This window comes from Kribbella amoyensis, assembly GCF_007828865.1.
GTDB lineage: Bacteria > Actinomycetota > Actinomycetes > Propionibacteriales > Kribbellaceae > Kribbella > Kribbella amoyensis.
This window is the reverse complement of the sequence record NZ_VIVK01000002.1, coordinates 80,997-102,611: the sequence shown is the minus strand read 5'-3', so window position 1 is coordinate 102,611 and position 21,615 is coordinate 80,997. Positions and strand designations below refer to the sequence as shown.

Below are 21,615 nucleotides of genomic sequence, written 5' to 3'. Positions count from 1 at the left end.
CCGCATCCCGGGACGTCCGTCTCACCACAACCGGTACCGGACCGCGTACGCCGAGCCGTCCCGCGCACGCGGTCCCGGGTTCTGTCAGTCGTTGTCGCGGATCGTCCCCGTCACCGTCTTCGGCCCGGTCAGGGTGGCACCGTCCGTCTCCGTGACGGTCGCCGTGAACGTCTCGCCCGGCTCCTTCACCTTGTCGTCGACCACGAGCACCTGGCCGGCCCCGCGGGTCTGCCCGGGCTCTACGTACCCGTTGACCGAGCGCACCGGCGGGTTGGCGCCGTCGTCGTCCACGCTGCGGTAGTCCTTCCGGATCACCGCGGTACCGTCCGCCAGCGTGCCGGTGACAGTGACGTACTTGTCGCTCGGCGCCGAGAGCGTGAGCGGGAACTCGAGGAACTCCTGACCCTCCACCGCGGCCGCGGCACCGATCTTGAGCGTCGGCTCCGGGTCGTCGTCGAGGACGGATCCGCGCCCGAACGATTCGGCGAGCAACGCGTCCCGCGGCGTCGACAGGACCAGGTTGAACAGCAGGTCGTACCCGTCCCGCGTGTTCGCCGTCACCGGCACCGTGACCCGCTGCCTCGTCTGGCCCGGCTCGAACACGAGCTGCCAGGAGACCTCGCCGACGACCGTGCCGAGGTCGCCGTTGGTCTCCACGGACACGCTGACCGGCCGGATGCTCGGCCGCGACATCGTCACCCAGAAGTCGACGTTCCGGGTCCCGCTGTCGCCCTCGACCACCTTGACGCTCGACGCCGACAGCTTCGGCAGCAACGACGCCGGCGCCGGCCGTCCGAGTCCCGGCTTGCCGAAGCCGAGATCGCTGACGAACACGGACCCGCGAGCGACCCGGTCGGTCCGCAGCTCCACGGCGCGAACGTCCCGCAGATCCAGCCCCTTCAGCGAGGTCAACGGGATCCGTACCGTCCGCAGCAGGTTCTTCGGCAACCCGCTGTCGCCCGCCCCCGGCATCCGGACGAGCGCGTCGCCCAGGCTCGACACCGGCACCGACACCGCTCGCCCGTGTCCGTCGACCACGCGCACACTGAGATCCGTCCGAGGCGCCCCGGTCGGATCAGGAGCGGCGCGGAACGTCAGCGCGGAGTACCGCCGTACGTCGCGTTGCAGAGCAGGTAGATCGACCCGGACGGCACCGTTCTTCCCCGTCCAGCTCAGCTTGGTGACAGCCGTGACCGGAGCCTTAGCCGCGAACCACGCCTCACCCCAGTGCGGGGACTGAGCGGGATCGTCCAGCTTCACGCAGTCGGCCGAACACGCGACCGCCTTCGCACTGCCCGACACGGCCCCCGCCGGCAACGCCTGGTCGAACCGCTGCACGACCCGGTCAGCCTGTGCCACCACACGGACCACGGCTCGCCCGGCCGACGCGGCCCGCGAGTCCGATCCGTCGAACATCGGCAGGAACTGCGTCTCCCGGCCGAGGTGGAGCCGGAAGAACCCGGCCAGGTACGCGGTGCCCACGGCCTGCTGCTCCTTGGCGGACAACCTCCCCGCGTACTTCGCGCCACAGGGTGACTCCTTCTCCTCGCCCCACCAGTCGTCCACCGAGGGAGCCACCGACTGGCCCGGCGTCCACTCCGTGTTGAAGAAGTTGTGGTTCGCGCCGAGCACCGTGACCGTGGACCTCGCGGCGCCGTCGCCGGACACGGAGTACCGGGTGTCGTCGTAGAACTTCTGCCCCTGCAGGTCGGACACGTCGCCGTCGCAGTACGGCAGCAGCACGCTCATCGCGACCCCGGGCACGGTCGAGCGGGCGACGTCGGTCGGTGCCAGCGGCAACACGGCGCGGATCCCGTACTGCGCACGGCGGCCCGCGTTCAGGACGGCCGCGCGAGCGACGCCCTCGCCACCCCGGGAGTGACCCATCAGCCCGACGTTGCGGAAGTCGATCTTGCCGACGAACCTGCTCCCGAACGGTCCGCCGCCGACCGTCGCCCACTTCCGCCACCGGTCGAGGTGATCCAGGACGAGCTCACCACGAGCCTGCGCACCCGCGTCGTACGCCGCCGCGTCCCACGCGTTCACGGCGTTCGCGCTGATCGACACGACCTGGTACCCGTGGCTCGCGAGCGCCTCCGCCGGTCCGTCGTACCCGCGGTAGCTCGGCACCGCCTTTCCGCCGGCCGCACACGGCCACGGCACCTCGAGCTCGCTCTCGTCACCGCCGTAGCAGGGGTGGTGCCGGCCGTGCAGGAACACCACCAGCGGACGCGGTCCGCGGGCACCGCTCGGCGTGTAGACCTTGCCCCTGATCTCGGACTTGTGCCCCAACCCTGGCAGCGTCACCGCCTCGTCGCCGAGGTCGTACTCCGCGGTCTCGACCTGGTAGTTGCCACGGGCCCCTGGATCCTCCGGCAGCAGCGGACCCTGCTTCGCCTTGAGCCAGTCCGCGTCGGTCGGTCCCGAGGTCTGCCGGGACTTCTGCCGGCCGTTCGCCGGATCCCCCGACCAGGTCAGCCGGACGTCGCGCGCCCGCAGGACTGCCGGGTCCTTGCTGATCACGCTGACCGTCCGCCGGTCCGCGGCCTGCTGCGCGACCCCGACAGCGCGACCGTCGACTGTCAGCAGGGGCAGCGCGTCGCGGACCGGGACCGGCGTGGTCAGCCGGAGGGTGACCTTGTACCCGCCGGTGGCCGGTTCGACCGTCCAGTTATTGCCTTGGGCAACCGATGGCGCCGGTGGCGGGGCGGCGGACGCGACCGGCCCGCTCAGCCCCGCGAGTGCGACCATCCCCAGCGACAGGGTGATACCGCCGATCAACCGCACAGGAGTCCTTTCGTCGACCGAACCAACCTCCGTCCGACGCCACGCTCCGGGCGGAAGTTGTCCAGGTCAACGGATCTGTGCGGAGATCATCCCAGAGAATGACCTCGCACCTGGCAAAGCCCTACCGGGGTCGCTCGACCCACCCGGTACGGGAGTACTCGACCTGACGAATCGGTTGAGGAGTCAGGCACCGAGGAGCTGGCGGACCGCCCGTTCGACCTCGGCCGGATGCTCCATCTGGGCCACGTGACCGGAGTCGGGCAGGTAGAGCAGCCGGGCGTCCGGGAAGGTGCGCTGCGCCTTGGTCCGGATCCGCGCGTCCACCAGCCGATCCTTGCCGCCGTAGATCAGCAGGACCGGGCAGGTGATCTTCGCGGCCGCGGCCCACAGCGACCGCTGCGGCGGAGCCAGCGAGGACAGCAGCACGCTGCGGGCACCGTCGAGCGTCGCCTGCGTCCCCCACGGCTGCTCGTCGCGTCGGTGCAGTTCGTCCTCGTACGCCTGCCGCACCTCGTCCGGCAGCGAGCGCGGGTCCCCGAACACCATCGCCAGTGACGCCTGGAACCGCCGGTCGAACGGGATCCGCCGGGACCGCTCGAGCACGACCTTGCCGAGTCGCGGCGTCGCCAGCGCGGTGAACCACAACGCGCTCGCCGAGGCCCGGGGATGCGGCAGGGCCGGCGAGATCAGGGTCAGCGAGGCGATTCGCTCGGGCCGACGGGCGGCGAGCGCGACCGCGGCGGCCCCGCCCATCGAGTTGCCGAAGAGGTGCACCGGGGTCGACGTACCCCACTCGGAGTCCATCAGCTCGGCGAGCACGTCGGCCTGTTCGGAGATCCCGGCCACCCCGGCGGCCGGCGTCCGGCCGAAGCCGGGCAGGTCGGGGGCGATACCGCGGACCGTGTCGTTCAGCAGCAGGCCCAGCGCGGTCCAGTTCAGCGACGAGCCGCCGAGTCCGTGCACGAAGAGGGCGGGCGGCAGGTCAGAGGCCGCACCCGGTACGTCCCGGACCAACAGGTCCACCCCAGCGACCGGCACGGTGCGTGCCGGCCATTCCTGCGCTCCCAGCCCGGTTACTGACCCGTAACTCTCCATCTGGCCATGTTAGAACCGATCGACGCTGGACACTGGGGGGTATGGCGGCCGGACCCACCCAACTGACCACCGAGGTCGACGGGCAGACGATGAAGCTCACGAACCTCGGCAAGGTGCTGTACCCGAAGACGGGCTTCACGAAGGCAGAGGTGATCGACTATTACCACCAGATCGCCCCACTGCTGCTCCCCCATCTGTCCGACCGGCCGCTCACCCGGAAACGCTGGCCGGACGGCACCGACGCGGCGTACTTCTTCGAGAAGAACGCGCCGCGCGGGACGCCTGCCTGGGTCCGGACCGTGACGCTGCCGACGCCGGGGAGCTCGACCGGGCGGGACGAGGCCGATTTCGTGGTCGCGGACGACATCCAGACCGTCGTCTGGCTGGCGAACCTGGCCGCGCTCGAACTGCACGTCCCGCAGTGGCGGATCGGGGACTCCGACCAGGGCAAGGAGCCGCGCGCGGACCTGATCGTGTTCGACCTGGACCCAGGTCCGGGCGTGACGATCGTGGACTGCGCCGACGTGGCCCTGGCGCTGCGCGAACTGCTCAACCATTTCGGCCTCGAGGGCTGGCCGAAGACGTCCGGCAACAAGGGCATGCATCTGTACGTCCCGATCGAGCCGGCCGCGTCCCGGGCGACCAGCGCGTTCGCGAAACTGCTCGCCGAACAACTCGCCGAGGCGCTGCCGGAGAACGTCACCGCGAACATGACGAAGGCGCTGCGGCCCGGCAAGGTCTTCATCGACTGGAGTCAGAACAACAGCGCCAAGACCACCCTCGCGCCGTACTCCCTGCGCGGTGCCGACGAGCCGCGGGTGTCCACCCCGATCGACTGGGACGAGGTGGCGGCGGCCTCCGACCCGGCCGAGCTGACGTTCCTGCCGCACGAGGTGCTGGCCCGCGTCGAGGAGTACGGCGACGTCCTCGAAGGCCTGTACGACGACCCGCGGCCACTGCCGTCCTGACTGTTCACCGACAGGCACGCACACCGAGAGGAGATCCGCATGTCCGAGCTCGAAGTACCTGGAGAAGCACCCGAGGCCGACGCGCCCACGCAGTACCAGCACGCGGAGGACCGGCCCGGCGAGGCGAACCCGGCCGACGTCGAGGAGCAGCGCCGGACGGTGAGCGAGGACGAGGACGAGGCGCCCGGCGAGACGCCGCCCGAGGCCGATCCGGCCGACGTGGAGGAGCAACGCCGGGCGATCGGCGAGGACGACGATCCGTACCGCTGATCCGGGCTCCCGGGACGCGCCTGCCCGCTCCCCGGGACGGGAAGCTACTGACGGGACACACCGGTAGGTAGGATTCGGACGGTATACACCGCCGGGGGTCGTGTGACGCATCCCGGTGCCCGCACCACCTGAAGGAGCCGACGTGTCGACGACACCGGAGACCGCACCGAAGCGCGGCAGCCGCCTGCCGCGGCTGGCCCGGCGCGCCCAGTTGCTCGAGGCGGCCCAGGAGGTCTTCGTCGCGAACGGCTACCACGCCGCCGCGATGGACGACATCGCCGACCGGGCCGGCGTCTCCAAGCCGGTCCTCTACCAGCACTTCCCCGGCAAGCTGGACCTCTACCTGGCCCTGCTCGACACCTCCTGCGAGGCGATCGTGGCCTCGGTCCGTGACGCCCTGCGCTCGACCGAGGACAACAAGCAGCGGGTGGCCGCGACGATCCACGCCTTCTACGACTACGTGGCCAACGCCCAGGGCGCCTTCCGGCTGGTGTTCGAGTCCGACCTGACCAACGAGCCCGCCGTCCGCGAGCGGGTCGACCGCGTCACCCAGGCCTGCGCCGAAGCGTGTTCCGAGGTGATCAGCGCCGACGCCGGCCTGAGCAAGGAACAGTCGATGGTGCTGGCCGTCAGCCTGGTCGGCATGGCCCAGGTCAGCGCGCGGTACTGGCTGGCCTCCGACGACCCGACCCTGGCCCAGCAACAAGCCGCCGACCTGGTCGCCAGCCTCGCCTGGCGAGGCATCCGGGGCTTCCCCCGCACCGAAGGCTGACCCCGGTCCGGACGACGCGCGTTCTGCTCTGGGCGGACGGGTGAGAGACGGCGGGCGGCAGCGGATAGGCTCGAAGCGGTGCTGGCGAGAGCCGTCGGCGTGAACGTGCCCGGGAGGGTTTCGTGGAGGTCAAGATCGGCGTGCAGCACGCCAATCGTGAGTTGGTGCTGGAGAGCGAGCAGACCCCGGAAGAGGTCGAGGCGGCCGTGGCCGACGCGCTCACCGGCAAGGCCAACCTGCTGCAGCTGACGGACGAGAAGGGCCGCCGGGTACTCGTCCCGGCCGACCGCCTCGCCTACGTCGAGATCGGCGAGGTCTCGGTCCGCAAGGTTGGTTTCGGCGCGATCTGACGCCCGTGGTGACCGGGCCGGCATCGGTCCGGACACACTGGCGTGTCCTGGTTGCGGAGCGCGACGATGAGGGCACGATGAAGACGAGACCTGTGCTCAGGTGGTCTGATGGACAGACGGTGGTTTGCCCAGCGGACACCGGACAGGCGCAGGTCAGTCATCCCTCAAAGGAGGAACCGTGTACTGGGTCTGGATGCTCATCGTCAGTCTCATCGCCGGAATCATCTTCGGGCCGCTGGCCCGGCTGGTCCTTCCGGGCAAGCAGAACATCGGCCTCGGCTGGACCATCCTGGGCGGCGGGATCGGCGCCTTCATCGGTGGTCTGATCGCCTACTTCCTCGACGTCAAGGACACCGACGGCCCGGACTGGATCCAGTACCTGATCCAGATCATCTGCGCCGCCATCGTGGTCGCCTTCATCTCGTCCCGCACAGGCAGTAGCAAAACAGCCTGACGTACCAGCGCAACGGCCGCCGCCCCCTCGGGCCGGCGGCCGTTCTGCGTTCCTGGGCAGGACCGGGTGAGCGCGCGCATCAGGCCTGAAGGCCGAGGGCGGTCATGCGGGCTGTGTGGGCTTCGGTGAGGCGGGTGAACATGCGGCCGATGGCGGCCAGGTCCAGGCCGGGGCGGTCGACGCTGCCGGCCAGCAGGGACGCCAGGGAGTCCCGGTCGGCGGCGATGCGCTGGGCCTGGCTGAGGGCTTCACCGACCAGGCGGCGGCCCCAGAGCGCGAGCCGGCCGCCGAGCTTGGGGTCGTCGGCGATGGCGGCCCGGACCCGGTCGACGACGAACTCCGCCTGGCCGGAGTCGGCGAAGACCTCGAGCACCAGCGACCGGGTCCCGGCGTCGACGTACGACGCGATCTCGCGGTAGAAGTCGTTGGCCAGACCGTCCCCGACGTACGCCTTGACCAGGCCCTCGAGCCAGTCGGACGGGGCGGTGTGGTCGTGGAACGCGTCCAGCGGGGTGACGAACGGCTGCATCGCGTCCATCGGGTCCACGCCGAGCTCCACCAGCCGGTCCCGGAGCCGGACGAAGTGGCCGAACTCGGTGGTCGCCAGCTGGGCCAGCTGGGCCTTGTCGTCGAGGGTCGGCGCCAGCTTCGCGTCCTCGGCGATCCGCTCGAACGCGGTCAGTTCGCCGTACGCCAGAACGCCCAGCAGATCCACCGCCGCGGCCCGGTAGGCGGGATCGTCGAAGGCGGTCGTCTCACTCACCGACGGCCCCGATCCGCTCCGGGGTCTGCGCGGCACAAGGCGGGGTGGATCGGTCGAATCCCTCACGGCGCTCGGTCATGTCCCGCACCATATCGGCCCATCGCCGGAGGGTGGGGTAACGCTCGGAAAACGGTTCCGCGCCCGCCGTCCGCGCAGCGTGTCCGAGCCGTGGAACGACGGGTGGGGGTACCACGACATGGTTTACGGCTACACTGGAGGGCGTTTCGCCGGTGACGTGCCCGGATGGGCAGCTGGTGCGAGCCGCTTGCACAGTGTCCCGCGCCTCCACACACCAGGGCAGTTAGTGCCCTCTTGCGCCCGGCTCACTGTTGCATCTGTCCGTATCAAGCATGTTGAGAGGCGATCAGCCTGACCACCTTCCGAGAGCTCGGGGTTCTGCCCGAGATCTGCGACGCGCTCGATCGCGTCGGCATCGTCGAGCCGTTCCCGATCCAGGAGATGACCCTGCCCGTCGCGTTGATGGGCACCGACCTGATCGGTCAGGCCCGCACCGGCACCGGCAAGACCCTGGGGTTCGGTATCCCGCTGCTGCAGCGCACCATCTCCCCCGGCGAAGCCGACTACGAGGAACTGGCCGCGCCCGGCAAGCCGCAGGCCCTGGTCGTCACCCCGACCCGTGAGCTGACCATCCAGGTCGCCAAGGACCTCACCACCGCGTCGACCGTCCGCACGGTCCGCGTCCTCACCATCTACGGCGGCGTCGCGTACGAGCCGCAGCTGGACGCGCTGAAGACCGGCGTCGACGTCGTCGTCGGTACGCCCGGCCGGCTGCTCGACCTGGCCAACCGCGGCGTCCTCGACCTGTCCCACATCAAGGTGCTCGTCCTGGACGAGGCCGACGAGATGCTCGACCTCGGCTTCCTGCCCGACGTCGAGCGGATCCTGCGCAAGACGCCCGAGCTGCGCCAGACGATGTTGTTCTCGGCAACGATGCCGTCGGCCGTGATCGGGCTGGCCCGCACGCACATGCGGCATCCGCTGAACATCCGGGCCGAGTCGCACCAGGACACCCAGATGGTGCCGACCACGGCGCAGTTCGTGTACCGGGCGCACGACCTGGACAAGCCCGAGGTGGTGGCGCGGATCCTGCAGGCCGAGGACCGCGGCCGGGTGATGATCTTCTGCCGCACCAAGCGGGAGGCGTCCCGGCTCACCGACGACCTGCAGGACCGCGGGTTCAAGGCCGCCGCGATCCACGGTGACCTGAACCAGCAGGCCCGCGAGCGGGCGCTGACCCGGTTCCGCGGCGACAAGATCGACGTGCTGGTCTGTACCGACGTCGCCGCCCGCGGGATCGACGTCGAGGGCGTCACGCACGTCATCAACAACACCTGCCCCGAGGACGAGAAGACCTACATCCACCGGATCGGCCGGACCGGCCGCGCCGGTGCGAGCGGGATCGCGGTGACGTTCGTCGACTGGCCGGACGTGATCCGCTGGAAGACGATCAACAAGGCGCTCGACCTGCCGTACGACGAGCCGCAGGAGATCTACTCCACCTCGCCGGAGCTGTACCACGACCTCGGCATCCCGACCGAGGCGAAGGGCCGGATCAAGCCGGTCAAGCCGGTCCGCGAGGAGAAGCCCGAACGGACGCCCCGGCGGTCCGAGGACGAGAGCGGCGAGCGCGGTCCCCGCAAGCGCCGCAACCGGAACCGCCGGCGCACCCGCGGCGGTCAGGCGATCGACGAGACGCAGCAGAAGTCCGAGTCCGACGTCACCGCGAAGACCGAGGTCCCGCCGACGGCGGAGTCCTCGACCGAAGCGGCCGAGGCCCGGACCGAGCGCAAGCCGCGGCAGCGCACCCGCCGTCGTCGCGGCGCCGACCGGGCCGAGAGCCAGGAGTCGCTCAGCCCGCAGCCGACGGACGACGCCGGTACTGCTGTCGCTGATCCTGCTGACGGTGGCGCGGCTGTTGTCGATGGTCGAGCTGCTGTCGTCGACGGTGGTGACGCGGAGGTCGCCGAGGTCGCGGAGGTCGCGGAGAAGAAGCCGGCTCGCCGGACTCGGACCCGCAAGACCGCGGCGTCGACCGAGGCACCCGCCGAAGCGGTCGAGGCTGCGCCGGTCGCTGAGGTGACCGAGGCTGTGGCGGACGCCGAGCAGAAGCCCGCTCGCCGGACCCGTACGCGCAAGGCGGCGGCGAAGGCGGAGGCCCCGGTGGCGGCCGAAGCATCGACCGAGGTTGCGACCGACGCGACGGCTGAGAAGCCGGCCAAGCGGACCCGCACCCGGAAGACTGCCGAGCCGACCACAGAGGTACCTGCTGAGGCGGTTGCCGAAGCGCCGGTCGAGGAGAAGCCGGCCAAGCGGACTCGCACGCGGAAGACTGCTGAGCCGACCGAGGCGGTCGCGGAGGCGACGGCCGAGGTGGAGAAGCCGGCCAAGCGCGCGACGCGGAAGAAGGCGGTCGCGGCGAGTGCGGAGGCTCCGGCCGAGGAGAAGCCGGCGAAGCGGACGCGGACCCGCAAGTCCACGGAAGCACCGGCCGAAGCACCCTCGGCCGAGGTGGAAGCACCGGCGGCGCCGGCCAAGCGCACCCGTGCCCGCAAGTCCGCCGAAGCACCAGCGGCACCCGAGGCCGGCGCGGCTCCGACCATGCCGACCTTCACCGCCCCGCAGTAACCAGCAGTACTGAACCGCCGCGGCGTCGACCACCTGGTCGGCGCCGCGGTTGTTCTTTGTGGCGACCAGGTGGGCGAGACCGGTTCGTGCTCGGGTCGTGGCTGAACGGTGATCGGGTGCTGCAACACCTTGCCGCGGTGAGCCGTCCTAGGGCCGACGGATTGTCGGTGAGGGGATGGTTTCGCGATGACCAGGATGCGTTCTATCGGCGCGACGGCGGCCGTACTGCTGGCCACGGCCGCGCTTGTGGCGGGTTGCAGTTCGGTGTCGGGCGGAGACAGCGCCGCGCCCGCTTCGCAGCAGGGTGAGTCGAGTACGGCGGACCAGGCGGCGCCCGAGAGCGGGAAGACGAACGGGAAGACCGACAAGGGCCGGCCCGAGCAGCCGACCGTGACCCGGGCGATCATCAAGACCGGGACGCTGACGGTCGAGACCGACAAGGTGGACGAGCAGCGGCAGGCGGCGATCACGATCGCGGCGAGCCTGCGCGGCCAGGTCGCGTCCGAGGACACCGGTGGTTCGGGCGGCACCGGTGACGACGGCCGGATCACCCGGGCGAGCCTCGTCCTCAAGGTGCCGACCGCGGCGTACGAGACGGCGATCCAGCGGCTGTCCGGGCTCGGCAAGCGGACCTCGATCCACCAGGAGTCGAGCGACGTCACCGAGCAGGTCGTCGACGTGGAGAGCCGGATCAGTACCCAGCGCGCCAGCCTGGAACGGATCCGCGCGTTGCTCGCGAAGGCGACCACGATCGGCGACGTCGTCTCGGTGGAGACCGAGCTGACCCGGCGCGAGGCGGACCTGGAATCGTTGCTCGCCAAGCAGAAGTCGCTGTCACTGCAGACCGAGCTCGCCACCCTCACCCTGGTCCTCGCCGAACCGGGCAAGGCACCCGAGCTGCCCGCGGACGACAAGGGGTTCGTTGCCGGACTCAAAGGTGGCTGGAACGCGTTCGCGGCCACGTTCTCCGCGCTCGCGACGGCGCTCGGCGCGTTGCTGCCGTTCCTGATCCTGTTCGCGCTGATCGGCATCCCGCTCTGGCGCTTCCGGCACCGCCTCCGCCGGACGCCGGCCGCGATCTCCGCCACCGCGGGCCCGGTTCCCGGCGGTGCCGCGGGCCCCGGGACCGGCGGCCTGCCGCGCCACCCGGACCAGCCCAGGCCCCGCTGATCCAGCCCCGGCGCACGTTGAACCAGCCCGGCCCGCGCTGATCCGGACAAGTCAGGCCAGCGCCGCCGCCAGTTCGCGATAGGCGGCGGCGCCGCGGGTGGTCGGGGCGGTGCTGAGGATGCTCTGCCCGATCGCCGGCGCCTCGGCGAACCGGATCGACTTCGGGATCGCCGGTGTGAGCACGGTCAGGCCGTACGTGTCCGCGATCGTCTCCAGGACGGTCCGCGCGTGCGTCGTCCGCCCGTCGTACAGGGTCGGCAGCACGCCGAGGATCTCGAGCCCCGGGTTCGTCAGCTGCTGGACGTCGTGGATCGTGTCGAGCAACTGACCGACACCACGATGCGCCAAAGTCTCGCACTGCAAGGGAATCAGGACCTCGGACGCCGCCGACAGACCGTTCACGGTCAGCAGTCCCAGCGTTGGCGGGCAGTCCACCAGGATCCAGTCGTACGCCGGGATCACCGGGCGCAGCGTGGCCCGCAGGACCTGCTCCGGATTGGTCTCGCGGGCGAGCCGCAGCTCCGCGGTCGCGAGCTCGATCGTCGCCGGCAGCAGGTCCGGGCCGTCGTCCAGGCCGACGATCACGTCCCGCGCCTTCACCCCGCCGAGGAGGGCGTGGTGGATCGACTTGTCCAGCTCCTCGGGATCGATCCCGAGCGAGAACGTCAAGCAGGCTTGCGGATCCAGGTCGACCAGCAGGACCCGGTGACCGAGCTCGGTCAGGGCAGCACCGAGCGAGGCGACCGTGGTCGTCTTGGCCACGCCGCCCTTCTGATTGGCGACAGCGAGTGTGCGAGGCACGCGGCCATTGTGCCGCACGGTGGAACCCTTGTCCGGCCGGGTCGGGCCGCGGGCCGGCCGATCGCTCGCTTGACTTAAAGCTTTCTTGAGGTCCCAGGATATCCGGCATGGCTGAGACGAGAGACCTGACCAAGGAGCCGACCGACCCACCGACCGCGGTACCACCGCGCGCCGGCCGCCGGGAATGGCTCGGCCTGGCCGTCCTGGCGTTGCCGACCATCCTGCTCGGCCTCGACATGACCGTGTTGCACCTGGCCGCGCCGATGCTGTCCGCCGACCTGGCCCCGAGCAGTTCGCAGTTGCTGTGGATCGTCGACGTGTACGGGTTCGTCGTGGCCGGGCTGCTGATCACGATGGGTACCATCGGCGACCGGATCGGCCGGCGGCGGTTGCTGATGATCGGCGCGGCCGGGTTCGCGGTGGCCTCGGTGCTGGCCGCGTTCGCGACGAGCGCCGCCCTGCTGATCGCGGCCCGTGCCCTGCTCGGCCTGGCCGGGGCGACATTGATGCCGTCGACGCTCTCGCTGATCAGCAACATGTTCCGCGATCCGCGGCAGCGCCAGCTCGCGATCGCGATCTGGATGACGAACTTCATGATCGGCGGGATGGCCGGCCCGCTGATCGGCGGCGCGCTGCTGGCGAACTTCCACTGGGGCTCGGTCTTCCTGATCGGCGTCCCGCCGTTGCTCCTGCTGCTCGCGCTCGCCCGGCCGCTGCTGCCCGAGTTCCGGCACCCCGGCGCGGGCCGGATCGACCTGATCAGCGTGGCCCTGTCGACCGGTGCGATCGTCGCCGTCGTCTACGGGCTCAAGGAGACCGCCAAGGACGGACTGCACCTGACTCCGCTCGCCGTGACGGCCGTCGGCGCCCTCGCCGGGTACGTCTTCGCGCGGCGCCAGCTCCGGCTGACCGAGCCGTTGCTCGATCTCCGGCTCTTCCGCCGGGCCGCCTTCAGCGTGTCCCTCGGTGCGCAGACGTTCGGCCTGTACGTGCTCGCCGCGATGCAGTTCCTGCTGATCCAGTACCTGCAGCTGGTGCTCGGGATGAGCCCGCTCGAGGCCGGCCTGTGGACCCTGCCGAGCGCAGTCGCCGGAATCGCCGGAACGCTGGCCGCCCCCTTCATCGCCCGTCGGCTCCCCGCCCGGATCGCGATGACCGGCGGCTTCCTCCTCGCGCTCCCCGGGCTCGCGCTGATGGCCGTACCCGGAAGGACCACCCTGGTCGCGGGACTCACGGTCGCCAGTGTCGGGATCCAGGTCGTGCTGGCGCTGACGTACGACCTGATCGTCGGCAGCGCGCCGCCAGAACGCGCCGGTGTCGCGTCCGGGATGGGCGAGACCGGGACCGAGTTCGGGATGGCGCTGGGCGTCGCGGTCGCGGGCAGCCTGGTCACCGCGGTGTACCGGGGCCAGGTGACCGAGCAGAGTCTGCCGACCGGCGTACCCACCGAGGCGAGGGAGACGCTCGGCAGCGCTGTCGCGATCGCCGAGCAGCTGCCCGGCCCGCTCGCCCGGGAACTCCTGGACCTGTCCCGGGCCGCGTACACGGACGGGGTCCAGCTGGCCGCGCTGGTGAGTGCGGGCATCCTCGCCGTCCTCGCTGTGGCGACCGCCACCCTGCTCCGAGCCCGCTAGCCGATATCTTCTACTTGTGAGTACGCCGCGCACGTTGACGCTCCCGGACGGGGTCCAGCCCGTCACCCTCGAGACCGATCGAGGGAACTTCGCCACCCTGACCGCGGTACCGGACGTCGGTACGCCGCTCGGCACGGTCCTGCTGGTCCCGGGCTGGACGGGCAGCAAGGAGGACTTCACGCCGCTCGTCGACCACCTGGCCCGGTACGGCTGGCGGACCGTCGCGGTGGACCAGCGCGGCCAGTACGAAACTCCGGGCCCGGCCGACCCGGCGGCGTACACGCTGGCCGAGCTCGGCGCCGACGTGGTCGCGATGAGCCGGGCCCTCGGTGGGTACAGCCAGCTGGTCGGGCACTCGTTCGGCGGCCTGGTCGCCCGGGAGGCGGTCCTCGCCGAGCCCAGCGTGTTCTCCACGATCAGCCTGCTCTGCTCGGGCCCGGCCGGGTTCAGCGACGAGGTGAAACGGCAGGGCCTGGAGATGCTCGCGTTCGGCCTCGAGAACCTGCCGATCGAGCAGGTGTACGACCTCAAACTCGACCACGACAGCAAGGCTCCGCAGTACGTCACGCCGGCCGGGGACATCGCGGCGTTCCTGCGGAGCCGCTTCACCGGGAACACGCCGGCGAGCCTGGCCGCGATGAGCCGGCGGTTGCTGGACGCCGACGACCGGACCGACAAGCTGGCCAAGACCGGCGTCCGGGCCCAGGTCCTGTACGGCGAGTCCGACGACGGCTGGCCGCTCGAGATCCAGGACCGGATGGCCGACGCGCTCGGCGTCCACGCCCAGGTGATCGCGGACGCGGGCCACTCCCCCGCGATCGAGCAGCCGGCGATCACGGCACGGCTGCTGACCGAGTTCTTCCACGACCGCTGAGGGACCTCGACCCTTCGTCTCCTAAACTGGTCTAGGCCAGCAAATTCGGGGAAGCGGGGGCTGATGACGGATCGACGGGTTGGTGCTGCCCGGGATCACCAGGTAGCAGCATTCGGCGCGAGGCAGACGAGGTGACCACGGCGGCGCCCGAGCGGCTCCGGCACACCGAGCTGGTCGTCGGCGATCCGGACCAGTTGCGCGTGACCGTGGCCCCGGCACCGATGGCGAGCCTGATCTCGCTGGTCGTGGACGCGCTCGGCGGACCACGGCAGGGCATCGCACCGCCGTGGATCAGCGCGGTCCGGCGTGCATTGCCCGGGGACGCGGCCCAGGCGGTGACGCCGATGTTCGACCGGACGCGGGCGTTCCTGCCGGACTGCCTGACCCCGCTCGGGATCGACGGTGCACCGGTGAGCGAGCAACTCGCCGAGCTCGCCGACCTCGGCCCGGACCAGCTGGCCACCGGGGTCGCCCAACTCATGCCGGGCGATCCCCCACGGCAATGGCGGGCGGCGCTGCGGCGTCCACGGCACTGGCTCGGCCTGTACGTCCAGGTCCTCGCGGCCGCGTGGCACGCGTACGGGCCGATCTGGCAGCAGTCGACGACCCTGCGGACCCGCGAGACCGAACGGATCGGCGCCGCCTCGGTGACCGGCACCCTCGACGTCCTGCTGTCGAGCCTGAGCACCCGCGTCCGGTACCACGAGCAGACCGTGTACCTGTCCGACCGGCTCCCGTACCGGGTGGAGTTGGGCGCGCGCCCGATCACGCTGGTGCCGCTCGTCTCGGGGAGCGGGGCGTCCGTGTTCAACCTGGACGAACCCGACCGGGTCTGGCTCGGGTACCCGGTGCCGGGCTTGGCACGGCTCGGGCGGGAACGCGTCGACCGGACCACCGACAGCCTCACGCTGCTCGTCGGGCCACTCCGCGCCGCGATCCTGCGGGTGCTCGAGCGACCGACCACGATGGGCCGCCTCGCGGATCACCTGGACGCCGGGCGCAGTACCGCGACGTACCACTGTGATCAGCTGGCCATGGCCGGACTCGTCGCGCGGGAACGGCGCGGCCGCGAGGTACGGATCGGGCGGACGCTGCGGGGCGACGCGCTGGTCGACCTGATGAGCTGACCCGAGTTCCGCCCGGGGGTGGAGGGGTGACGCGCCGGGCAGCCGAACCGGCTGCCCGGCGCGCCTCTCAATCTCCAGGCCTGGTGCAACAGACCTGGTAGGTGACCTCGCCCCGGAGAGCCGATGGGGCCGGCCACTCTCCCCGCGCGCCGCCGTCCCGAACTCCCCCGAGGACCTCCCCTGAGAAACTTCCTGAGGCGACGAGCAAAACCGCTGTGAGGCTACCTCGCGCGGAGGTCACCGTAACGTCACTGCGCGTCGCCGTCGGTCGTCGCGTCAGCGTGGCCGGCGCCGGCCTGTTGCCGTCGGCATCCGATCGGTCAGGGGGCGGGCCGGACGAGCGGCTGGAAGGTGAGGTTGTCGAGGCCGATCGGGCGGAAGACGTCCGCGGCGCGCTGGTCCAGAATGCGCAGCGAGATGATCACCGGACGGTCGCCCACCCCGACACCGATGCCGGTGATGTGCAGGTCGTCGAGCGGAAGCTTCTCCACGGCCGCGCGCTGGGCGGCGATCTCGTTCTGGCTGACCCGCACCTTCGTGACACAGAGATTGGCGGCGACCAGCGGATCCAGCGCCTTGCGGATCGCCTCGACGTCGCCGTGCGCGACACCGACGACGAGCACACTGGGCTTGTTCGGCGGCTGGCCCGGTTTCGGATTGGGTGAGCCTTCCGGCCAGCCGATCCAGGGTGTCTGGAGCTGGTCCGCGCGCGCCTTGACGAACGCGTCCAGGGCCGGCGTGATCGCCGTACTCGCGTCGCCCGGCTGCCATCCCCCGGCCGGCGGCGGGCACGGTACCTTGTCGGGCTCCCCCGGGGCCGGCGGAGTGGGCGCGGACTGCTGCTCGACAGCGATGCGGCCGGCGTTCCAGGTACCGACCAGGCGGGCGGTGCCCGACTTCACGCCGAGAACGGTGGTCAGGTCCTCCAGCCGATTCACGTCCACGCCGGTGACTTCGATCTGCTGACCGGGTGTGCAGGCGGGCGGCTTCGTCTGCTGGTTCACGTCGAGGGGCAACGTGGTCGCGATCGGCAGGCAGTAGTACACCGGGGCCGACGGCGCCGCCACCACCTGGCCCTCCACCTGGACCTTGTCGCCGTCGCGGACGAGCAGCGGGTGCTCCTTGCCTGGGGCAACCGACGGCGCCTGGTCGCGGTGCGGGAGGACCTGGATCACCGCGACGGCGATCGCGGCGACACTGGCGGCCGCGAGAACGGGGACCCAGCGCTTCGGCCGACGAGGGCGCAGCATCCGGTCCAGGTCGGGCTCGGGCGGCGAGGGCTGGTCCGCGCGCCAGCGGGCGCCGGCCTCCGCCAGTACGTCGTCGACGTCGCGGTTCATTCGCTGACCTCCAGCAAGGAGCGCAGGCGGGCCCGCGCATCGGAAAGAGTTGACTTCACGGTGCCCTCCGAGCACCCCATCACGGCCGCGGTGTCGGCGACCGACAGATCGGCGAAGTAGTAACAGTCCACCGCCAGCCGCTGCCGCGCCGACAGAGCCTCGAGCGCGTGATCCACATCCAGCCGGGCCTCCACGTCCGGCCGCGGCGCGACCCGGTCGTGCTCACCCTCGTCGTCGGACAGCTCGGCCACCGGCCGCAACCGCCGCGCCGCCTTCCGCGCCTGATCAGCGGTGATCGCCAGCAACCACGCCGACGCCGATCCCCGCGCCGCGTCGAACTGCCCCCGCTTCACCCAAGCCCGCGCCAGCGCCTCCTGCACGATGTCGTCCCGATCGGCCCCCACCGCCAACCGAGCCGCCACCCGAGCCATCGCCGGCAGATGAGGCCGTACCCACTCGACAAACCCACCCCCGTCCGAAGGCGGCGCCCCAGCACCCAACCGATCCCTCATCGCAGTAGGCACACCCCGTCTACCCCCCGATCCCCATCCCCGGTTGGGTCCCAGCCATCACAAATCCCCCAACGACCCCGACCACCCCAAGTCATGCCCCACCCAACTCATCCACACAACCGAGAAGAACGGGTCGTCGGACGAGTGATTGGCGAAGGAGTACGGCGTTCACCAGGGGCGACGATCCCGCCTGATCAATCAGGTACCAGAGGCTGAGCCGGACCCGGTCAGGTGTGGTCGGCGACCGCGGCGGCGAAGACCGTTTCGGGACTGAGGGTCTCCGCGTCAGCGTCCCATGCCCTCAGGGTCTGCGTGACTTTGTCGTCGTCAAGGCGACCGACACCTTCGTCAACGTGCTGCCGAGCAGTCCGCGGACCGATCTCGGTGAACTCCAGCTCGGCACCGGTGAAGAACTCGTCGCGCAGTTCGCGGTTCAGGTGGAACTGCCCGGTGTTGGCGACGTACGTCCACACGTCCTCGTCGATCAGCGCCGTGACCCACACCTTCTGGCCGTCGAGGGTCGCGAGGTACAGCCGCGTCATCTGGTTCTCCCGTCGTTGTCGATCATCCGCTGGCGAGTGAAGTCCCTTGCGCGACCGGCCTCCTCCGACTCCGTGGCCGGTGCCTGCCCTTCGGTGCGCCGTACCCGAGAACCGTAACGCCTGACGTCGACCGGCACTCCGCCCAACTCGGTCATTTCGTCGAGGCCGGCCGGCTGAGTCATCCCGGCGGAGAGTCTGGTTGCTTCCGCGCCGGCTGCGCGCCGCTCGGCCTTACTCCGACGCTGGTCCCGCCCGACGTGGTACAGCTCCGTCGTCTGCATCTTCACATCGATGGACTCCAGCGAGTGGAACTGCACTTCTACCGTCGCTCCGTCCCGAGCCTCGAAGTGAGCATGGATCCCCTTGTACCGGCTCCCGTCCACGTAGGACTGGTGGGCGGCCCGTACCTTCCACCCTCGTTGCTCGAGCTGATTCACCGTGTCTCGAACCGAGTCCACCAAGGCGTTCGGCGTACTGGTGACCACCGTGAAGCGCAGCACATCATCCAGTGGTGGTTTCGGAAGGTGCTGGTACTTCGCGATCTTGCGCGCGAGCGACGCCGGCGACTTGACCCTGTGTTCGAGTTCATGGGTCATGTCGCCCGGTCCGATCGACTCCAGCAGGGCTCGGGTCACCTCATCGTGGTGGTCCGCTGCCTGCCGCAGTAGTTCCAGGCTCTTGACCGTCGGTTCCTTACCGAACTCCGTGGCGATCTCTTGCTTGGAGGGGACGGGATCTCCCCAGTTCAGGGCATGACCGGTGTTCAGTCTGGCGTGCAGCTCTTCGGGTTCCGGTACGCCCTGCAGCCCGTCGTCCGGCGGCATCTGTCCCCCAGGTCGGTTGTCGTTCTTCGACCGTAGTTATTCGGGGATGGGCCGTGGGGTGGGTTTTGGGATCTGTGGATAAGTGGTTTGGGCTACTACTGGTGGGCTGGGGTTGTGGAGTAGAGCTTGGCGATGATGGATTCGATGGTGGGTTCTTGGACTGTCAGGTCTGTGAGGGGGTAGTTGGCGGCTATCTGCGCTACCAGTGGGGCTGCCGAAGTGGTGGCTGGGAAGGTGAGCCATTGGCGCGGGCCTTCGGTTTTGGTGACCTCGGCTCCTTCCACCTGGATGGGTGGTTGGGTGGTGGCGAGGTCCACGACCAGGGTTCTCGGGGCGTTCTGGGAAGCCCTCAGGCCGGGGAGGGTGCCGTCGTAGACCTGGTGGCCGTGGTCGATGACCATGACCCTGGTACTGAGGGCTTCGATGTCGTCGAGGTCGTGGGTGGTGAGGATGACCGTGGTACCGCGGTCGCGGTTCACCTGGCCGAGGAATTCGCGCAGCCTGGCTTTGCTGACGATGTCGAGGCCGATCGTGGGTTCGTCGAGGTAGACGATCTCCGGGTCGTGCAGGAGGGCGGCCGCGATGTCGCCGCGCATCCGCTGGCCCAGGGACAGCTGACGGACCGGGACGTCGAGGAGGTCACCGAGGTCGAGCAGGTCGACGAAGGTGGCGAGGTTCTCGGCGTGACGGGCGGGCGGGACGTCGTACATCTTCTGCAGCACCGCGAACGAGTCCTTCAGCGGCAGGTCCCACCACAGCGTGGTGCGCTGGCCGAAGACGACGCCGATCCGCCGGGCCAGCCTGGTCCGGTTCCTCGACGGGTCCACGCCGGCGACGCGGATCGAGCCGCGGGTGGGGACCAGGATGCCGGTGAGCATCTTGATCGTGGTCGACTTGCCGGCACCGTTGGGGCCGATGTACCCGACCACCTCGCCTGGTTCCACGGTGAACGACAGCCCGTCGACGGCGCGGACCTCGCGACGGGTCCGGCGGAATCCGGTGCGGGTGGAGACGGTGAAGGCACGGGACACGTTGTCCAGTTCGATGACCGGCACGACTCAACTCCCTGTACTGCGGTAGCGACGGAGACCGGCTCGCCACGCGAGTGCCGCCAGCGCGACCATCACGACGGCGACCAGCGGGGACAACAGACCGATCCAGGACGGCAGGCCCAACGGGGCCGGCTTCCCCAGGACGAACAACACCGGGTAGTAGTTGACGAAGGCAAGGGGTACGACGAACGTGACGGCCCGGACGATCTCCTTGCCGAAGACGGCCAGCGGGTACTGGGTCAGCGTCTGGCCACCGTAGGTGAAGGAGTTGGCCAGTTCGGCCGAGTCGATCGCGATGAACTGGAACGCGGCGCCGAGGACGAAGATCGCCGCGAAGATGACCGACCCGGCGACCACCGAGACGACCAGCATGATGCCCTTGGCAACGGTCCAGTCGAGGTCGAGGTGGCCGAGGGCGAACCCGAGTACGATCAGGGCCTGCAGCGGCCGGCCGAGACGGCGCAGCGCGAACTGGTCCGCGGCCGTCTGCAGGAACGTCGGGACCGGCCGGATCAGGTACACGTCGAGGGTGCCGGTCCGGATCCGCTGGCCGACCTGCTCCACCGACCCGGTGGCCAGGTCGGCGAACCCGAGCGTCATCGAGGCCGTTGCGTACAGCAACCCCATCTGCGCGAGCGTGAACCCGCCGAAGACGTCGATGTGGCTGAACATCAGCAGGATCGCGACGAAGTCCATCACCGTCATCAGCATCGTGCTGAGCATCATCAGGACGAACGACGTCGGGTAGGCCAGCGCCGACCTGATCCACATCAGCACCAGCATCCAGTACTGCGCCGGCATCCGGCGGATCCCGTCAACCACCCTGGATCACCACCTTCCGGGTCGCCACCGACGTGACGAGTAGCCCGGCCAGCAGCAGCACCAGAACCCAGCCGAGCTGGAACACCAGGGCAGCCCCGGTACCCCCTGGGTTGCGGCCGAGCCAGATGTCGATCGGGACCTGCATGGTCGCCGCCCACGGGGTCGCGCGGGCGAACTCCCCGATCCAGCCCGGGAACACCACCAACGGCAGGATCATCCCGGAGAAGAACGACGACACCACCTGGGCGAGATGCTCCATACCGCGCGAGTCGGTGATCCAGAACCCGGACAGCGCGACCAGGTACCGGATGCAGAAGCTGATCACGATCGCCAGCACCAGACCGACCGCGAAGGCCAGCCAGGCGACCGGGTCACTCGGGAACGTCAGGTCGAACACCAGCGCACCGACCAGCAGCGGAGTACCGCCCCGAAAGGTCAACTGGAAGAGCGCGCGACCGAGGTCGACCGAGAGCCACCAGAGCAGCAGGTGCGTGGGCCGGTACAGGTCCACGGCGATCTCGCCACTGCGGACCCGGGCCCCGAGTTCGATCGTGGTGGTGGCACCGAAGATCCCGATCGGCATCAGCAGCCCCTGCTGGAGCCAGACAAAAGTGAGCGCGTCGGCGACGTCGTACCCGCCGAGGCCGGGACGTTCGTGCCACAGGGTGAGGTAGATGCCGCAGAGGATGAAGCCGAAGACGGTGTTGGTGAACGCGCCGGACACGGTGGCGATGCGGTACGTCGAGAAGCGGCGGAACGATCTTGCCGCGATCGCCCAGTACACGGCCACGGCCACCTCCTTTCACTCACGC

21 protein-coding genes are annotated in these 21,615 nt (G+C 70.1%); 10 read left to right on the top strand and 11 right to left on the bottom strand.

The genetic code is table 11. From position 1 onward, the window contains the following. Nucleotides 1-84 precede the first annotated feature (84 nt). Together FB561_RS30745 and FB561_RS30740 are read right to left on the bottom strand one after the other, a co-directional pair. On the bottom strand, nt 85-2,787 hold the full coding sequence (locus tag FB561_RS30745; RefSeq protein WP_145813557.1) for a Calx-beta domain-containing protein: 2,703 nt from the start codon (nt 2,785-2,787) through the stop codon (nt 85-87). A 183-nt stretch (nt 2,788-2,970) separates the two neighbouring features. Continuing rightward, nucleotides 2,971-3,882, bottom strand: a complete 912-nt coding sequence (locus FB561_RS30740; protein ID WP_145813556.1) for an alpha/beta fold hydrolase — start codon at nt 3,880-3,882, stop codon at nt 2,971-2,973. Nucleotides 3,883-3,923: 41 nt separating this feature from the next. On the opposite strand from FB561_RS30740, the gene ligD reads away from it, so the two are divergent. The 5 genes from ligD (at nt 3,924) to FB561_RS30715 (ending at nt 6,696) form a co-directional block, all read left to right on the top strand. Then, nucleotides 3,924-4,850: a non-homologous end-joining DNA ligase gene (gene ligD / locus FB561_RS30735; protein ID WP_145813555.1), complete on the top strand. Its 927-nt coding sequence runs from the start codon at nt 3,924-3,926 to the stop codon at nt 4,848-4,850. 39 nt (nt 4,851-4,889) lie between these two features. Next, complete coding sequence (locus FB561_RS30730) at nt 4,890-5,120, top strand: hypothetical protein (protein ID WP_145813554.1); 231 nt, start codon at nt 4,890-4,892, stop codon at nt 5,118-5,120. A 142-nt stretch (nt 5,121-5,262) separates the two neighbouring features. Then, complete coding sequence (locus FB561_RS30725) at nt 5,263-5,892, top strand: TetR/AcrR family transcriptional regulator (protein WP_145813553.1); 630 nt, start codon at nt 5,263-5,265, stop codon at nt 5,890-5,892. Between the two features lie 122 nt (nt 5,893-6,014). After that, the gene (locus FB561_RS30720; protein WP_145813552.1) at nt 6,015-6,242 is read left to right on the top strand and encodes a DUF3107 domain-containing protein; all 228 of its coding nucleotides are present in this window, start codon (nt 6,015-6,017) and stop codon (nt 6,240-6,242) included. Between the two features lie 178 nt (nt 6,243-6,420). Beyond that, nucleotides 6,421-6,696 carry a GlsB/YeaQ/YmgE family stress response membrane protein gene (locus FB561_RS30715; protein ID WP_145813551.1) on the top strand — a complete coding sequence of 92 codons (276 nt, stop codon included), beginning with the start codon at nt 6,421-6,423 and terminating at the stop codon, nt 6,694-6,696. A 79-nt stretch (nt 6,697-6,775) separates the two neighbouring features. Here FB561_RS30715 and FB561_RS30710 read toward each other — a convergent pair whose 3' ends face one another. Beyond that, the gene (locus FB561_RS30710; RefSeq protein WP_170284897.1) at nt 6,776-7,459 is read right to left on the bottom strand and encodes a ferritin-like fold-containing protein; all 684 of its coding nucleotides are present in this window, start codon (nt 7,457-7,459) and stop codon (nt 6,776-6,778) included. Between the two features lie 459 nt (nt 7,460-7,918). Here FB561_RS30710 and FB561_RS30705 point away from each other — a divergent pair, with 459 nt between their 5' ends. Both FB561_RS30705 and FB561_RS30700 read left to right on the top strand, forming a co-directional pair. Continuing rightward, nucleotides 7,919-10,105 (top strand): DEAD/DEAH box helicase, encoded by a 2,187-nt coding sequence (locus FB561_RS30705; protein ID WP_145813549.1) that lies wholly within the window; start codon nt 7,919-7,921, stop codon nt 10,103-10,105. A gap of 186 nt (nt 10,106-10,291) precedes the next feature. Continuing rightward, nucleotides 10,292-11,275, top strand: coding sequence for a DUF4349 domain-containing protein (locus tag FB561_RS30700; protein ID WP_238335226.1), 984 nt, complete (start codon nt 10,292-10,294; stop codon nt 11,273-11,275). 51 nt (nt 11,276-11,326) lie between these two features. Here FB561_RS30700 and FB561_RS30695 read toward each other — a convergent pair whose 3' ends face one another. Next, complete coding sequence (locus tag FB561_RS30695; RefSeq protein WP_145813548.1) at nt 11,327-12,076, bottom strand: ParA family protein; 750 nt, start codon at nt 12,074-12,076, stop codon at nt 11,327-11,329. 107 nt (nt 12,077-12,183) lie between these two features. On the opposite strand from FB561_RS30695, the gene FB561_RS30690 reads away from it, so the two are divergent. The 3 genes from FB561_RS30690 to FB561_RS30680 all read left to right on the top strand — a co-directional run bounded on the left by FB561_RS30690 (nt 12,184) and on the right by FB561_RS30680 (nt 15,711). Continuing rightward, the gene (locus tag FB561_RS30690) at nt 12,184-13,710 is read left to right on the top strand and encodes an MFS transporter (protein WP_145813547.1); all 1,527 of its coding nucleotides are present in this window, start codon (nt 12,184-12,186) and stop codon (nt 13,708-13,710) included. Between the two features lie 16 nt (nt 13,711-13,726). Further along, entirely contained in the window at nt 13,727-14,584 is an 858-nt protein-coding gene (locus FB561_RS30685) for an alpha/beta fold hydrolase (RefSeq protein WP_145813546.1), read from the top strand. A gap of 131 nt (nt 14,585-14,715) precedes the next feature. Then, the gene (locus FB561_RS30680; RefSeq protein ID WP_145813545.1) at nt 14,716-15,711 is read left to right on the top strand and encodes an ArsR/SmtB family transcription factor; all 996 of its coding nucleotides are present in this window, start codon (nt 14,716-14,718) and stop codon (nt 15,709-15,711) included. Nucleotides 15,712-16,031: 320 nt separating this feature from the next. Here the strand turns inward: FB561_RS30680 and FB561_RS30675 are convergent, their stop codons facing one another. From FB561_RS30675 to FB561_RS30645, 7 genes are all read right to left on the bottom strand, one after another. Next, on the bottom strand, nt 16,032-17,051 hold the full coding sequence (locus tag FB561_RS30675; protein WP_145813544.1) for a hypothetical protein: 1,020 nt from the start codon (nt 17,049-17,051) through the stop codon (nt 16,032-16,034). Next, on the bottom strand, nt 17,048-17,563 hold the full coding sequence (locus FB561_RS30670; RefSeq protein ID WP_145813543.1) for an RNA polymerase sigma factor: 516 nt from the start codon (nt 17,561-17,563) through the stop codon (nt 17,048-17,050). The genes FB561_RS30675 and FB561_RS30670 overlap by 4 nt, the downstream gene beginning before the upstream one ends. Before the next feature lie 227 nt (nt 17,564-17,790). Further along, on the bottom strand, nt 17,791-18,105 hold the full coding sequence (locus tag FB561_RS30665; RefSeq protein ID WP_145813542.1) for a hypothetical protein: 315 nt from the start codon (nt 18,103-18,105) through the stop codon (nt 17,791-17,793). Continuing rightward, on the bottom strand, nt 18,102-18,929 hold the full coding sequence (locus FB561_RS30660; RefSeq protein WP_145813541.1) for a hypothetical protein: 828 nt from the start codon (nt 18,927-18,929) through the stop codon (nt 18,102-18,104). The genes FB561_RS30665 and FB561_RS30660 overlap by 4 nt, the downstream gene beginning before the upstream one ends. Before the next feature lie 95 nt (nt 18,930-19,024). Further along, nucleotides 19,025-19,984, bottom strand: a complete 960-nt coding sequence (locus FB561_RS30655) for an ABC transporter ATP-binding protein (protein ID WP_145813540.1) — start codon at nt 19,982-19,984, stop codon at nt 19,025-19,027. A gap of 3 nt (nt 19,985-19,987) precedes the next feature. Beyond that, on the bottom strand, nt 19,988-20,803 hold the full coding sequence (locus FB561_RS30650; RefSeq protein WP_238335224.1) for an ABC transporter permease: 816 nt from the start codon (nt 20,801-20,803) through the stop codon (nt 19,988-19,990). Further along, nucleotides 20,796-21,593 (bottom strand): ABC transporter permease, encoded by a 798-nt coding sequence (locus FB561_RS30645; protein WP_145813539.1) that lies wholly within the window; start codon nt 21,591-21,593, stop codon nt 20,796-20,798. The genes FB561_RS30650 and FB561_RS30645 overlap by 8 nt, the downstream gene beginning before the upstream one ends. Nucleotides 21,594-21,615 lie beyond the last annotated feature (22 nt).